The organism is Bradyrhizobium sp. 2S1 (genome assembly GCF_011516625.5).
Classification (GTDB): Bacteria; Pseudomonadota; Alphaproteobacteria; order Rhizobiales; family Xanthobacteraceae; genus Bradyrhizobium; species Bradyrhizobium septentrionale.
This window is the reverse complement of record NZ_CP147717.1, coordinates 7978020-7992425: the sequence shown is the minus strand read 5'-3', so window position 1 is coordinate 7992425 and position 14406 is coordinate 7978020. Positions and strand designations below refer to the sequence as shown.

The following is a 14406-nucleotide window of genomic DNA, read 5'->3' as shown; positions in this document are numbered from 1 at the left end:
TCAGACATACGCCCCTGACGCGGCCGGATGGTCTGTCGGTACGGAGTGGCCGCTGACGTATGCCCCTTGTCGCAAGGAGGTTGGTCATGTCGAACAATCGTTTCTTCAACATACATCGCCCCTGGGAGGACTGGGTCGGCATGCTGCTCGGCGTGCTGATCATGGTCTCGCCCTGGTTTCCGATGCAGGTCAGCGGCGCCGTCGATATCGAGCGCAGCCATCTCGTCCTCAACAGCTTCATGGTCGGGATGCTGGTGCTGGGCGTCTCCCAGCTCGAATATGTCGCACTGCATCGCTGGGAGGAGGTGGCGAGCATCTTGCTCGGCCTCTGGCTGATGGCATCGCCGCTGGTCTTCGGCTACTCCGAAGATCAGGCGCTGCAGTTCTGGCACATCCTGCTCGGCGCGCTGGTCGCCATGATCGGCGCGTTGCAGCTCTGGCAGGACTGGAACCTGAGCGAGCAGGAACTGGCCAGGCATCCGCAGTAGCGGTCCGGTCCAAGACCAACGGATTGACCGCCGCCGCGGTATCATGGCGCTGCGGCGGGCGGGCCTTGCCGAAGGCTGCGGCTTGGCGATAAACCGGACAGCACCATCCCCTTGCGGCGCTTGAAGACGCCCGGTTCTGACCGAGGAAACACCCGATGACCGTCCTGATCCTGCCCAGTCTGCTGTGCGTGTTGGCGGGGCAGCAATGAGCAGGGAGGCTTCGACCGCGCCGCGCGGCGGGATCGCGCGGGTGTCGCGCCGGGTGATGAACCTGGCCTACATCCTGACCCAGAACGCCCGCCGCCACGGCGATCGCCCCGGCTTCATCTGGAACGAGAAGGCCTGGTCGTGGCGCCATATCGACCAGAACGTCTCGGCGCTGGCGGCGGCGCTCGCCGCGCGCGGCATCGTCAAGGGCGACCGTATCCTGGTGCATTCCAAGAACTGCGACGAGATGTTCTGGTCGATGTTCGCGGCCTTCCGGCTCGGCGCGGTCTGGGTGCCGACCAATTTCCGCCTGATGCCGGACGAGGTCGCCTATCTGGCGGCAGCCTCCGGCGCCAAGGCGTTTCTGTGCCACAGCGATTTCCCCGAGCACGCCAAGGCGGCCGCCAATCCCGCGCTCGAATTCGTCTGGCGGATCGGCGAGGAGGGCACGTTCGGCGAGGCGACGCTCGGTGACGTCATCGCCAAACACGCCGGCGCTGCGGTCGAGAACGTCGCGATCGAGTACGACGACCCCTGCTGGTTCTTCTTCACCTCCGGCACCACCGGCCGCTCCAAGGCCGCGGTGCTGACCCATGGCCAGATGGCCTTCGTGATCACCAACCATCTCGCCGACCTGATGCCCGGCACCACCGAAGACGACGCCTCGCTGGTGGTGGCGCCGCTGTCGCATGGCGCCGGCGTGCATCAATTGGTGCAGACCGCGCGCGGCGTGCCGACCATCCTGCTGCCGTCGGAAAAATTCGACATCGCGGAGGCGTTCCGCCTGATCGCCAAGCACCGCGTCAGCAACATGTTCACGGTGCCGACCATCCTGAAAATGATGGTCGAGCATCCCGCTGTAGACCAGCACGATCATTCCTCGCTGCGCTACATCATCTACGCCGGCGCGCCGATGTATCGCGAGGACCAGAAGGCGGCGCTGAGCAAGCTCGGCGGTGTGCTGGTGCAGTATTTCGGGCTCGGCGAGGTCACCGGCAATATCACCGTGCTGCCGCCCGGCCTGCACGATCCCGAGGACGGCCCGCATGCGCGGATCGGCACCTGCGGCTTCGAGCGCACCGGCATGCAGGTCTCGATCCAGGGCGACGACGGGTGCGAGCTGAAGCCGCACGAGACCGGCGAGATTTGCGTGATCGGCCCCGGCGTGTTCGCCGGCTATTACGACAACCCCGAGGCCAATGCGAAGGCGTTTCGCGACGGCTGGTTCCGCACCGGCGATCTCGGCCATATCGACGAGGAGGGCTTTGTCTACATCACCGGCCGCGCCTCCGACATGTACATCTCCGGCGGCTCCAACATCTATCCGCGCGAGATCGAGGAGAAGCTGCTGACGCATCCTGCGGTCGGCGAGGTCGCGGTGCTCGGCGTGCCCGATCCGTTCTGGGGCGAGGTCGGCGTCGCCGTCTGCGTCGCGCGCGAGGGCACCGAGGCCGTCGGCGAGGCGGAGCTTGCGGCGTATCTCGCGCCAAAAGTGCCGCGCTACAAGATGCCGAAGCGCTTCTTCTTCTGGGAGGCGCTGCCGAAGTCGGGTTACGGCAAGGTGCCGAAGCGGCTGATCCGCGACGAGCTCGAGGCGCGCGGGCTGCTCGAGGTGATCGCCAAATCGACGGGTGCGTGAGGCGATGCGCAGCATCGCCCAGCCTGGCGCTCCCACCCCCGAGCGCATCCAATGGGTCGCCGCGCGCGGCCGCGCCTTTTCATTCGTGCTGGAGGCCGGCATTCCCTTGCTCGAGGCCGTGCGCCGCGGCTTTGCGGCGGAAGGATTTGCCGGCGGCGTGCTGAGCACGAAGGCCGGCGCGCTCGGCCCGTTCGCCTATGTGATGCCGGCGCTGTCGAAGGATGGCGTCAACGCAGCGTTCTACAGCGACACATTCCGCCCTGATGGCGTGACGCGGCTCAAGCTCGCGGCGCTGACCTTCGGCGAACGAGACGGCGCACCGTTCTTTCACTGTCACGGATTGTGGACCGAGGCCTGTGGCCGCTTCAACGGCGGCCACATGCTGCCGGATGAGACCATCGTCGCCGAGCCGTTCGAGGTGAATGCGTTCGGGATCGACGGCGCGACGTTTCTGGCGGAGCCCGACAGCGAGACCAATTTCAAGCTGTTCGGTCCGGTCGCAACCGAGCCGCGCGGGGCGAAGACCACGCGCCATGCCTACGCGTTGCGGCTGCGGCCGAACCAGGATTTTGCCTGCGCGCTGGAAGGCTTTTGCCGCCAGCACGGCATCCTGCGCGCGCGAGTTCATGGTGGTGTCGGCTCGACCATCGGCGCCATCTTCACCGACGGCCACAGCGTGGTGCCGTTCGCGACCGAGCTTGCGGTGACCGCAGGCGAGATTGCGCCTGATGCGGATGGCCGGCTGCACGCCGAGCTCGACATCGCGCTGGTCGATTATCTCGGCGGCATCGCCGAGGGACATCTGGTGCGCGGCGACAATCCGGTGCTGATGACGATGGAGCTGGCGCTCGAGGTGCTGGAAGAGACGGAGCGGCCTTAGGGGTGGGGTGTTGTCTCGGTCGGGTTGTCCCTGCTTTCGAAAGCAGGGACCGATATCGCCGCTTCACCGTCGTCGTCCCGGCGAAGGCCGGGACCCATACGCCGCGGCAGATGTAGTGAACGGCACCCGTCGTTCCAGCGTAGCGCAACAATCAGCACTCGTGGTTATGGGTCCCGGCCTGCGCCGGGACGACACGGAGTGTGTTGCGCGGTCTGCGAGTCATACATGGCATTCTCGCGACATGATTTGCCCGAGCTTTGCTCTTCGTTTCACCCTCTCATCGAGCAGAGGGCGCAGGGAAAGCCGGGTGCCGATCGCACCCATGGGCCCCGAGCAATGGGTAGAAAGCTCGGGGGTAGGACCACAGGTGTAACCGGAGCAATCCGGCTTTCCCTGCGCGATGGGCTACGGCTTATACGTGCTCTCCCCGGCGAGACTGGGCTTGCTTGTCACCGCCTTCGCAACACGCAATTGCGTCTTACAAGGGGACACCGGCCGCTAGGGCATTTTCCGATCACGTTGCGTCGTAACCAGCCGCGACGAGATAATTTTGGCATTCCTCGGGTGAGAAGCGCTTGAGAGCGTTGGCGATTGCTTGCCAGAGATCGGGCATGGTGCGCGCTGCGGCGGCCCGCAACAGGGCTTTCAGTTTAGAGAAGGCCATTTCGATCGGGTTGAAGTCTGGACTGTAGGGCGGAAGATAGAGCAGGCTTGCTCCGACCGCCCGGATGGCCTCTCGAACGCCATGGACCTTGTGAGCGGGCAAGTTGTCCATGATAACGGTATCGCCCGGCCGCAGCGATGGGGCGAGCAATTGCTCGACGTAGGCCAGGAAAGCGTCGCCATCCATTGGACCGTCCAGAACAAGCGGCGCGATCAGACCGTCGGAGCGCAATCCAGCGGTGAATGTCGTCGTCTTCCAATGTCCGTGTGGGATAGCTGCACGACATCGCTCGCCGCGTGGCGAGCGGCCGTAAAGCCGCGCCATTTTGGTGTTGGCGCTGGTTTCGTCGATGAAGACGAGACGCTCAGGGTCAAGATCGATTTGCCCTTCGAACCACTCCTCACGCGCGGCATTTATATCGCCGCGCCGTTGCTCGGCGGCGTGCGCTGTCTTTTTTTAAGTGTGATCTTTCTGCGCTGGAAAAAACGCCAGAGCGACGCGATGCCAGTCGATATTCCACGACGTTTCAACAGTTCTCGCAACTCGGCGAGCGTGATATCCGGCTTCGCTGTCACTGCCTCCAGAATCAATTGCGAATGCGCTTCGATGCGCTGCGATTTGCGGTCACCGCCCTGGCGTTTAGGAACGATGTCGCCAACTTCCTTGAGGCGACCGCGCCAGCGGATCGCACTGGCCGCGCTGACACCAAAGCGCTCAGCAGCCTGTCGACAGGACATGCCACCGTCAATCGCGGCTATCACCCTTTGACGAAGATCAACCGAAAGCGCCCTGGCCATACATGCTGGCCTCCCTCGCCAGCATGCAGCTTGAATCTGACTCGCGCCGTTTTGGGAATCCCCACCCGATTCATTCCGGTCGGAAAATGCTCTAGGGCGTCAGGACCACACGACTTCACCGTCCGCTTCACACGCATTCGTCGACTGCGCGCTCGGCGTCCAGGCATATTGCGGCTTCTCAGGCTGCCACCACCGCGCGCGCAACTTGATCGCAGCGACCACAGGCCAAGCGCCGCCGCCTGGTCAACTCAGGCGACGACGCCCGTCTGAGGGCCTCAGGGCGAAGCCCGCGCTCAGCGTAGGCAGCCGTTATGAACGGTTCGTATACCGGCGGGCAATACGACCGTGGTTCCCCTAGAACGAAGCGTATGCGTTTCGGAACGCAATGGCGCCAGCGAGTGATCGTGGCCGTGTGCGCACGGCATGGCCGTCGTTGCCGCTCTGTACGATCCACTGGCCGTTCTGCTGGCCCACGATCTTGCCGACGTGGTGACGCCAAACCACGATCGCGCCGACCGAAGGGCCACCCGCATTGCTGCCGTATCGCGCCCAGGATCGCGCCAGGTTGAACTGCGGACCCGGATCGCTACCGACCTGGGTGCGCATGAACCATCCGCACCACGCGGCTGGACGGCCGGAATGTGCATGATGCCGATGACGGTGATGGCCGCGGGCTTCGGCGGCAGAAGAAGCAAGGGCCGAAAGCACGGCAACCGCAGTCAGAAGTTTACGCATTACAAAGTCCTTCTTGTTGTTGGCAGAGGATCCTTGGTGTGGGGAGGGGCGCAGCGATAATCTGCGTTTGGTAGCGAAGGGACCGCATCGGTCCGGCGACGCTCGCGAGGCGGGAACATGGCCCGCTCAGGCCTTTAAGAAATAGGCTATGGCCAAAATATGGCCGGGGTTCCCCAACTGGCATGCGCGCGACAGGGCCGCGACGCGAGGCGGCGGCGCGTGTCTGTCACCGCATCGTTCCTGTTATGTTCTTGACGGTGCTGTGGCCATCTGAGACCTTGGTTGGCGCGGCCGCTGAGCGCTGGGAGGCAGGACGAATGGCCAGAGGACGAAACCGCCCGATTAACATGCCCGCGCCATACCTGCGGCGGGTCTGGCTCGACCCCGCGCGTATTCCCAACCGCGAGGCCTACCCGTTCGTGCTGCCGCTGCTGCGCGACGATTTCGAGCTGAGCTTCGACAAGGCCATCACCATCATCGTCGGCGAGAACGGCACCGGCAAGTCGACGCTGCTCGAGGGGATCGCCGTGATGGCCGGCTATGACGACGCCGGCGGCGGCAAGGGCTACATGCCGGTCGATCACGGCAACGCGGTCGAGAAGATGGGAGGCTCGCTTGCGACCGCGCTCCGCGCGAGCTGGCTGCCGAAAATCACCAAAGGTTGGTTCTTCCGCGCCGAGAGCTTCTTCTCGGTCGCCAGATATCTCGACTCCGTCGCCAGCCCCTATGCCGACTTCCTATCGCATTCGCATGGCGAAGGCTTTCTGCGCTTCTTCGAGGAGCGCTGCCAGCGGCAAGGCATCTTCATCTTCGATGAACCGGAGTCGGCGCTGTCGCCCGCGCGCCAGATCGAATTTCTCAAACTGCTGCAGCAGATGGACAGGTCCGGCAATTGTCAGGTCATCATGGCAACGCACGCGCCGATCCTGATGGCCTATCCCAACGCAACGCTGCTGCGGCTGACGAAATACGGGCTCGAGCCGGTGAACCTGAGGGATACGGATCACTACAAGGTCGTGCGCGAATTCTGCGACGACCCGAAGGGGTTCGTCGAGGCGGCAATCGCGGAGTGAGGGGGGCCAGTCAGGCTTGCCTCCCGGGGAAGAACGCGCCTGCGACTTCGCTCTGGTGCAAGCGGCCGGTCCCCGATCCGGTCTAAACCTCGCCCCATAAGCTTCGGCACCCACTTGGCAGGCCGACAGATCAGGGAGAGGACATGAGGAGAGCGATCGCGCGAGCTGGCGTCGTGGTGGCGGCATTGGCCGTGCTGGGGGCCGCCTGGGCCCACGGGCCGACCCGGCAGAAGGTGCGGGAATCCATCGAGATCGACGCGCCGCAGGCCAAGGTGTGGGCGGTGATCGGCAATTTCCAGGACATGAGCTGGCTTGCCGGCGTCACCAAGACCGAAGGCGAGAAGGGCAACGAGATCGGCGCCACGCGGCGGCTGACGCTTTCGCCCGGTGCCACCGTCGACGAGGAACTCTACAAATACGAGCCCGAGATGATGAGCTATTCGTACCGGATCACGGCGGTCGACGTGAAGGTGCTGCCGGTCACCAATTATTCCTCGACGCTGTCGCTGTCGCCGGCGCCCGGCGGCAAGACGAAGCTGGAATGGACCGGCGCGTTCTATCGCGGTTTTCCCAACAACGACCCGCCGCCGGAGCTGAGCGACGAAGCCGCGGTGAAGGCGGTCTCCGGGCTTTACCGCACCGGCCTTGAGGCGCTGAAGAAGAAGATCGAGAGCGGAAGCTGAGCATGCGGGCGATCGTTGTCGCGGCGCTGCTCGGCCTCGGCACCGCCCATGCCGAGGAGGCGTTCGTCACCAACCAGCTCAGCGACGATCTGACGGTGGTCGATCTCGCGACGTCGAAACCGGTCGCGACCATCGCGATCGGCGGCAAGCCGGCGGGCGTTGCCGTCAGCAATGACGGCCGCTTCGCCTATGTGACGAGCCCCGACGCCAAGGCGCTGACCGTGGTCGATGCGTCAGCGCGAAAAGTAGTCGGCCGGGTCGATGTCGGCGGCGGGCCGCTCGGCATCGCGGTCGCGCCCGACGGGGCAACGGTCTATGTCGCCGACTGGTACGCCGCCGCGATACGGGTGATCGATGCCAGGGAACAGCGGGTCGCCGCCAGCATCGCGGTCGGCGCATCGCCGTCCGGGCTCGCCGTGACGCCGGATGGGCGCTTGCTGCTCTCGGCGGACCGCGACGATGACAGCGTCTCGATCATCGACACCTCGACGCGCGAGCGGAGAGGGATCGTGAAGGTCGGCACCCGTCCGTTCGGCGTCACCATCGACGCCGAGGGCAAGCGCGCCTACACCGCCAATGTCGGCTCCAACGACGTCTCCGTGATCGACATCGCGACCGCGCGCGAAATCGGCCGCGTCCATGTCGGCCTGCGCCCCTACGCCGTGGCGCTGGCGCAGGGCCGCGGTTTCGTCACCGACCAGTATGACGGCAAGGTCAGCGTGTTCGACCTCGCGACCTTGCAGCCATTGAAGCGGATCACTGTCGGCGATTACCCCGAAGGCATCGAGGCGACGGCCGACGGCAAACGGATCGTGGTCGCGAACTGGGAGAGCAACACGCTCAGTGTGATCGATGCCGCCGAGCTGAAGGTGGTCGGCGAGATCAAGGTCGGCGACGGGCCAAGGGCGTTCGGGGCGTTTCTCAGGAGGACGGAGTAGGGGCTGTAGCCCGCATGAGCGAAGCGACGTGCGGGACGATTTGACGCGATCTTCCCGGATATCGCTGCGCTCATCCGGGCTACTTGTCTGCACATCCGGCGTGCGCTGGTGCTATAATCTCCGCCGAACAAGGGAAGACAGGGAGGATGCCATGCATCATACCTTGGTGCCCAGCGACCGCGTCGAGCATGTCTGCGTGTTCGGGCGCGACGGCACGAAGCTCGGATCGATCGAGCGGCTGATGCTCGACAAGGTGAGCGGAACGGTGGCCTACGCCGTGATCAAGACCGGCGGCGTGCTGAGTACCCACCACCACTATCCCGTCAGATGGACCGCGCTGCGATTTGATCCCGAGCGGCAGGCCTTCGAGGCCGAGGTGACGCTGGAGGACCTGCGCACAGGGCCGTCCGAGTTGGACGGCGACGCCTTCGACTGGGGCGACCGCTACACGCACCCGAATTACTGGGCGGTGTAGCGAGAGGCTGAGGTTGTCCGAACGTCGTAGCCCGCATGAGCGAAGCGACATGCGGGATCAGCTGTCATCGTTGACAGCAGGTCCCCGGATATCGCTTCGCTCATCCGGGCTACTTGCTTGCTATACGATCGCGGCAAGTCGTTCCCTGATGTCGCGGTAACTTGACCCTATGACGCCGAGCTTCGGATGATACCGCAGTCCGGATACCTCTTTGTCCGCGGCAGCAAGAGCCGTGCGTGCGGCGTTCCTGGCCGAGTCGGTCAGTCCGCAAGCACTCTGAATGAGGGCGCGGCTGCCGTAGAAGCGGAACGCAGTAACTGGAAACAATGGTGGTTGACTTCCGAACTCATCAAGTATCGCGAGGGCCGTCTCGTAGTAGTTCGAGAGTTCGTTTGTCGCGACGATCCACACAAAATCAAGCCATGCCCATGTCTGATTATATGGCTTGATGCGCATCGTCTGGATCGCGCGTTCATAGTACGCGAGGGCGCCCTCAATGTCCCCCGACGCGGCAAGACAGTCGGCTTTTGCGGAGAGCGCTTGTACGAATCTGATCGAATCTGAGTAACGATCGATCACGTAGTCGAAAAGCTCTATCGCGCTGGCGTAGTATTGAGGACCTGTCTCCAATAGCGTGAAGCCTTGGATAAAGACATACTGCGGCCGATTTTGTTCTCGCGCTTTGCGCAAGCGGTGCCAAAATTCGGTCTGATCTTCTTGCGACCAAGATTGCCTTCGGAACCAGTCAACACCTATAAGAGCAAGCCAGAAGTGTTTTGACGCCTTGGGACATCAGGGATCCCAATCTACTCCGCCGCCTCGCTCGCTGAGCTCTTCCTCGGCTTGCTGTTGGCCTTCTTCAGCACCGGCGCCAGAAACTTGCCGGTGTAGCTGCGTGGCGCCTTGACGATGTCCTCCGGCGGGCCCCAGGCGACGATCTCGCCGCCGCCGTCGCCGCCTTCGGGGCCGAGGTCGATCACCCAGTCGGCGGTCTTGATGACCTCGAGATTGTGCTCGATCACGACAACCGTGTTGCCCTGCGCGACCAGCTCGTGCAGCACCTCGAGCAGCTTTGCCACGTCGTGGAAGTGCAGGCCGGTGGTCGGCTCGTCCAGGATGTAGAGCGTGCGGCCGGTGGCGCGCTTTGACAATTCCTTGGCGAGCTTGACGCGCTGGGCTTCGCCGCCGGACAGCGTGGTGGCCTGCTGGCCGACATGGATGTAGTCGAGGCCGACGCGGTGCAAGGTCTGGAAGGTCTCGCGCACCCGCGGCACCGCCTTGAAGAAGTCGGCGGCTTCCTCGACCGTCATGTCGAGCACGTCGGCGATGCTCTTGCCCTTGAACAGCACCTCCAGCGTCTCGCGGTTGTAGCGCTTGCCCTTGCAGGTGTCGCAAGTGACGTAGACGTCGGGCAGGAAGTGCATCTCGATCTTGATGACGCCGTCGCCCTGGCAGGCCTCGCAGCGGCCGCCCTTGACGTTGAAGGAGAAGCGCCCGGGCTCGTAGCCGCGCGCCTTCGCCTCGGGCAGGCCGGCGAACCATTCGCGGATCGGCGTGAAGGCGCCGGTATAGGTCGCAGGGTTGGAGCGCGGCGTGCGGCCGATCGGCGACTGATCGATGTCGATGATCTTGTCGATGTGCTCGAGGCCCTCGATGCGGTCGTGAGGTGCGGCGCCTTCGCTGGCGTTGTTGAGCTTGCGGGCGATCGCGCGGTACAGCGTGTCGATCAGCAATGTCGACTTGCCGCCGCCGGAGACGCCGGTGACACAGGTGAACAGGCCGAGCGGGATCTCGGCCGAGACGTTCTTCAGATTGTTGCCGCGGGCGTTGATCACCTTGATGGTGCGGCGGTGGTTCGGCGGCCGCCGGTCCGGGATCGCAACCGACAGCTCGCCGGTCAGATATTTGCCGGTCAGCGATTTCGGGTTGCGCATGATCTGGTCGGGCGTGCCTTCGGCCACGATGTGGCCGCCATGCATGCCGGCGCCGGGGCCGATGTCGAGCACATAATCGGCGAGGCGGATGGCGTCCTCGTCATGCTCGACCACCACGACCGTGTTGCCGAGGTCGCGCAGCCGCTTCAACGTGTCGAGCAGGCGGGCGTTGTCGCGCTGGTGCAGGCCGATCGACGGCTCGTCCAGCACGTAGAGCACGCCGGTCAGGCCCGAGCCGATCTGCGACGCCAGGCGGATGCGCTGGCTCTCGCCGCCCGACAGCGTGCCGGAGGAGCGCGACAGCGTCAGGTAATTCAGGCCGACGTCGAGCAGGAAGGTCAGGCGCTCGCGGATCTCCTTGAGGATACGCGCGGCGATTTCGTTCTGCTGCGCGTTGAGTGCCGCCGGCACCGTCTCGAACCATTCGCCGGCGCGCCTCACCGAGAGCTCGGAGATCTCGCCGATGTGCTTAGCCCCAATCTTGACGCACAGCGCCTCGGGCTTCAGCCGGTAACCGTTGCAGCCGGCACAGGGCACGTCGGAGAAATACTTGCCGAGCTCCTCGCGCGCCCACTCGCTCTCGGTCTCGCGATAGCGGCGGTTGATGTTGGTGATGACGCCCTCGAACGGCTTCTTGGTGTCGTAGGAGCGCACCCCGTCCTCATAGGAGAACTTGATCTCGTCGTCGCCGGAGCCGTGCAGCAGCGCGGCCTGCACCTTCTTGGGCAGGTCCTTCCACTTGGTGTCGAGCGTGAACTTGTAGTGCTTGCCGAGCGCGGTCAGGGTCTGGATGTAATAGGGCGAGGACGACTTGGCCCAGGGCGCGATTGCGCCCTTGCGCAAGGTCAGCTCCTTATCGGGGATGACGAGGTCCTCGTCGATATGCTGCTCGACGCCGAGGCCGCCGCAGGCGGGACACGCGCCATAGGGATTGTTGAATGAGAACAGGCGCGGCTCGATCTCGGGGATCGTGAAGCCCGAAACCGGACAGGCGAACTTTTCCGAGAACAGGATGCGCTCGGGGCCGCTCTTGTCGTGGATCTTTGCGGTCTTCTTCTTGTCCTCTTTCTTCTCGTCCTGCGCGGCCGCCGGCGCGTCGGCATATTCGATCACCGCGAGGCCCTCGGCGAGCTTCAGTGCTGTCTCGAAGCTCTCCGCGAGGCGCTGCGAAAGGTCGGGGCGCACCACAATGCGGTCGACCACGACGTCGATATCGTGCGGGAATTTCTTGTCGAGCGCCGGCGCCTCCGACAGCTCGTAGAAGGTGCCGTCGATCTTGACGCGCTGAAAACCCTTCTTGAGGTACTCGGCGAGCTCCTTCTTGTACTCGCCCTTGCGGCCGCGCACGACCGGCGCCAGCAGATAGAGGCGGGTGCCTTCCGGCAGCGCCAGCACGCGGTCGACCATCTGCGAGACGATCTGGCTTTCGATCGGCAGCCCCGTGGCCGGCGAATAGGGCACGCCGACGCGCGCCCAGAGCAGGCGCATGTAGTCGTAGATCTCGGTGACGGTGCCGACGGTGGAGCGCGGATTCTTCGACGTGGTCTTCTGCTCGATCGAGATCGCAGGCGACAGGCCATCGATCTGGTCGACGTCGGGCTTCTGCATCATCTCGAGGAATTGGCGCGCATAGGCCGAAAGTGACTCGACGTAGCGGCGCTGGCCCTCGGCATAGATGGTGTCGAACGCGAGCGACGACTTGCCCGAGCCGGACAGGCCGGTGAACACGACCAGTCTGTCGCGCGGAATCTCGACGTCGATGTTCTTCAGATTGTGTTCGCGCGCGCCGCGGATCGTGATGGCGCGCGATGAGGAGCCGGCGTTCTGTTGGCGCTTCGCCTTGAGCACTTCATCCATTGCGACAATTCCGGGCGCATGATCGGGCGCCTTTTGGGCGCGCATCGCCGGTGCTGCCGGGACCTTGCGCCGATGGGTGAGAAGACTGGAACGTAGGAAGAACGGCGGCAGATTTCTAGTGCTGAGTCGTCTCCATCAACGGATAGTTTGCCCGATGGCAGCAGCCGTCAGCAGGGCTGGTTCCGGCAACGAAAAAGGCCGGCGTTAGGCGCCGGCCTTCCGTGTGAGGTCGTAGCGAAACGACCAGTCCCTGGCTCAGTACTTGGCGACGATCGGGCCGCCGAAGTGATAGTTCACGCCGAACTGGACGCTGTGCAGGTTGAGGTCGCCGGAGGGCACGCCGAAGTAGTTTTCGCTGCTCAGGCTGCGATACAGGTACTCGCCCTTGATCGACCACTGCGGCGCGATGAAGGCTTCGATGCCAGCGCCGACGGTCCAGCCGGAGTGGAAGTTGCTCTGCGAGGTAGTCAGGCCGAAGCCGCTAAGGGTAATCTTGTTGTCGATCCAGGCATAGCCACCGGTGCCGTAGAACAGCACCTTGTCGACCGCGAAGCCGAGGCGGCCGCGCACGGTGCCGAGCGCGTCGATCTTGCTCGTCGCGGTGATGCCAAAGCCGGTGGCGGAGGCATTGACGTCAGCCCAGGCGCCGTCGGCCTCAAGGCCGTACACGATGTTGCTGGCCTGCCAGTTGTAGCCGATGGTGCCGCCACCGAAGCCGCCTTCCATTCGGATTGCCGGAATCCTCGCTGGCATAGCCACCGAAGCCGCCGATGTAGAAGCCGGTCCAGTTGTAGATCGCGGCCGGCGGCGGAGCCTTCACGTAGGGGGCGCGTGCAGCCATGTCGGCGGCCATCGCAGGTGCAAAAGTGCTCAGTGCGAGCATGCCGGCCGATGCCAGCAAAACATTCCTGATTTTCAAAGTCCGAGTCCCGTTTTCTTGCCCATTTTCTTGTCCCTCCAAACATTGGAGGGAGCGTCACGGCAATGTTGCGTGACGAGCAAAAGTTTCTACACAGAAATCGCGGAGGTTGTGTAACCGGGAAACCACAATGCACGGAAAACGAGCGCGCGAGGTGCGCACGTACCAATAGGAGAGCCGGCGCGAGGCTGGCTCCGGTCTCCGATGCTATGGACCGGGGCGTTCGGCCGTTCGATCGCGCAAACAAAAAGGCCGGCGCAACGCCGGCCTTTCGTCTGGATCAAATCCGCTGCGTGCGATCAGTAGCGCGGAACGACCGGGCCACCCCACTTGTAGTTCACGCGGACGGTGACGAGGTCGACGTCCTGGCGGTCGCGGATGGTGCTGAACAGCGCGCCATTCGGGGTGGTGAGGTTGTAGGTCTTGTCCTGCATGAACAGGTGGTCGTATTCGATACCAGCGGTCCAGTTCGGCGCGAAGCCGACTTCGATGCCGGCGCCGATGGTGCCACCCCAGCGGGTGTCGGTGGCGCGGCCGCCGAGCGCGCCGGTCGGCGTGAAGTAGGTGCTGAAGCGGTTGTCGGTCAGCGCTGCACCGCCCTTGGCGTAGAGCAGCACGTTGTTGACGGCGTAACCGATCTGGCCGGTGAACAGGCCGAACGCGTCGATCTTGCTCTGGTTGGTGAACAGGCCCGGGAAGATCGCGCTGCCGTTGCTGCCCTTCAGGTCAGCCCAGTCGCCCTGCGCTTCGAGGCCGAACACCCAGGTGCCCGCCTGCCAGCGATAGCCGATCTGACCACCGGCGACGCCGCCCGTCGCATCGTGGCAACCATCCGATCCGATGAAAGTGCCGCCCGGGAGCTGATCCCAGCAATTGTGGCTCGAACCCCAACCGCCGTTGGCGCCGATATAGAAGCCGCTCCAGTCATAGACGGCGGCGATCATCGGCGGCGCCTTGGTATAGGGGCGGGCAGCCAGATCGGCCGCCGCCGCCGGCGCGGCGAAGGCAATCAGAGCAACGGTCGCGAGCAAAAACTTCTTCATCATCAATCCCCCGCTTCCCAAATCGGCTTCCAACTGGTCCCGAAGCACGATCTCAGACGCGAGCGCCCGCGCCA

Annotated in this window: 12 protein-coding genes and 2 pseudogenes; 8 read left to right on the top strand and 6 right to left on the bottom strand. The window is 64.2% G+C overall.

The annotated features are described in order from the left end of the window. Window positions 1-86 precede the first annotated feature (86 nt). The 3 genes from HAP54_RS37815 (at window position 87) to HAP54_RS37805 (ending at window position 3214) form a co-directional block, all read left to right on the top strand. Window positions 87-488, top strand: a complete 402-nt coding sequence (locus HAP54_RS37815) for an SPW repeat protein (RefSeq protein ID WP_166295786.1) — start codon at window positions 87-89, stop codon at window positions 486-488. 205 nt (window positions 489-693) lie between these two features. After that, window positions 694-2334, top strand: coding sequence for an acyl-CoA synthetase (locus HAP54_RS37810; RefSeq protein WP_166295783.1), 1641 nt, complete (start codon window positions 694-696; stop codon window positions 2332-2334). Window positions 2335-2338: 4 nt separating this feature from the next. Then, window positions 2339-3214 carry a PCC domain-containing protein gene (locus tag HAP54_RS37805; RefSeq protein WP_166295780.1) on the top strand — a complete coding sequence of 292 codons (876 nt, stop codon included), beginning with the start codon at window positions 2339-2341 and terminating at the stop codon, window positions 3212-3214. 514 nt (window positions 3215-3728) lie between these two features. Here the strand turns inward: HAP54_RS37805 and HAP54_RS37800 are convergent. Then, window positions 3729-4675, bottom strand: a protein-coding gene (locus HAP54_RS37800; protein WP_166293531.1) for an IS630 family transposase whose coding sequence is annotated in 2 segments (ribosomal slippage) — window positions 3729-4336 and window positions 4336-4675 — 948 coding nt in all. Because the reading frame shifts where the segments join, the coding sequence is not laid out codon by codon here. Window positions 4676-5029: 354 nt separating this feature from the next. Next, window positions 5030-5281 carry a hypothetical protein gene (locus HAP54_RS37795; RefSeq protein WP_166295777.1) on the bottom strand — a complete coding sequence of 84 codons (252 nt, stop codon included), beginning with the start codon at window positions 5279-5281 and terminating at the stop codon, window positions 5030-5032. A gap of 557 nt (window positions 5282-5838) precedes the next feature. Between HAP54_RS37795 and HAP54_RS52650 the strand changes: the two are divergent. From HAP54_RS52650 to HAP54_RS37775, 5 genes and pseudogenes are all read left to right on the top strand, one after another. Continuing rightward, window positions 5839-5943: pseudogene (locus HAP54_RS52650) on the top strand (AAA family ATPase); the annotation flags it as partial. Continuing rightward, window positions 5941-6483: an AAA family ATPase gene (locus tag HAP54_RS37790; RefSeq protein WP_414646233.1), complete on the top strand. Its 543-nt coding sequence runs from the start codon at window positions 5941-5943 to the stop codon at window positions 6481-6483. The pseudogene HAP54_RS52650 and the gene HAP54_RS37790, both read left to right, overlap by 3 nt. A gap of 143 nt (window positions 6484-6626) precedes the next feature. After that, window positions 6627-7166 (top strand): SRPBCC family protein, encoded by a 540-nt coding sequence (locus HAP54_RS37785; protein ID WP_166295771.1) that lies wholly within the window; start codon window positions 6627-6629, stop codon window positions 7164-7166. A 2-nt stretch (window positions 7167-7168) separates the two neighbouring features. Beyond that, the gene (locus HAP54_RS37780; RefSeq protein ID WP_166295768.1) at window positions 7169-8104 is read left to right on the top strand and encodes a cytochrome D1 domain-containing protein; all 936 of its coding nucleotides are present in this window, start codon (window positions 7169-7171) and stop codon (window positions 8102-8104) included. A gap of 151 nt (window positions 8105-8255) precedes the next feature. Next, window positions 8256-8579, top strand: coding sequence for a PRC-barrel domain-containing protein (locus HAP54_RS37775; protein WP_166205151.1), 324 nt, complete (start codon window positions 8256-8258; stop codon window positions 8577-8579). A gap of 120 nt (window positions 8580-8699) precedes the next feature. Here HAP54_RS37775 and HAP54_RS37770 read toward each other — a convergent pair whose 3' ends face one another. The 4 genes and pseudogenes from HAP54_RS37770 to HAP54_RS37755 all read right to left on the bottom strand — a co-directional run bounded on the left by HAP54_RS37770 (window position 8700) and on the right by HAP54_RS37755 (window position 14332). Then, window positions 8700-9269: a tetratricopeptide repeat protein gene (locus tag HAP54_RS37770; RefSeq protein ID WP_166295765.1), complete on the bottom strand. Its 570-nt coding sequence runs from the start codon at window positions 9267-9269 to the stop codon at window positions 8700-8702. A 116-nt stretch (window positions 9270-9385) separates the two neighbouring features. Further along, window positions 9386-12370, bottom strand: a complete 2985-nt coding sequence (uvrA, locus tag HAP54_RS37765) for an excinuclease ABC subunit UvrA (protein ID WP_166295762.1) — start codon at window positions 12368-12370, stop codon at window positions 9386-9388. 255 nt (window positions 12371-12625) lie between these two features. Then, window positions 12626-13283 (bottom strand): annotated as a pseudogene (locus tag HAP54_RS37760) (outer membrane protein). Between the two features lie 305 nt (window positions 13284-13588). Further along, entirely contained in the window at window positions 13589-14332 is a 744-nt protein-coding gene (locus HAP54_RS37755) for an outer membrane protein (RefSeq protein WP_166306786.1), read from the bottom strand. Between the last annotated feature and the right edge of the window lie 74 nt (window positions 14333-14406).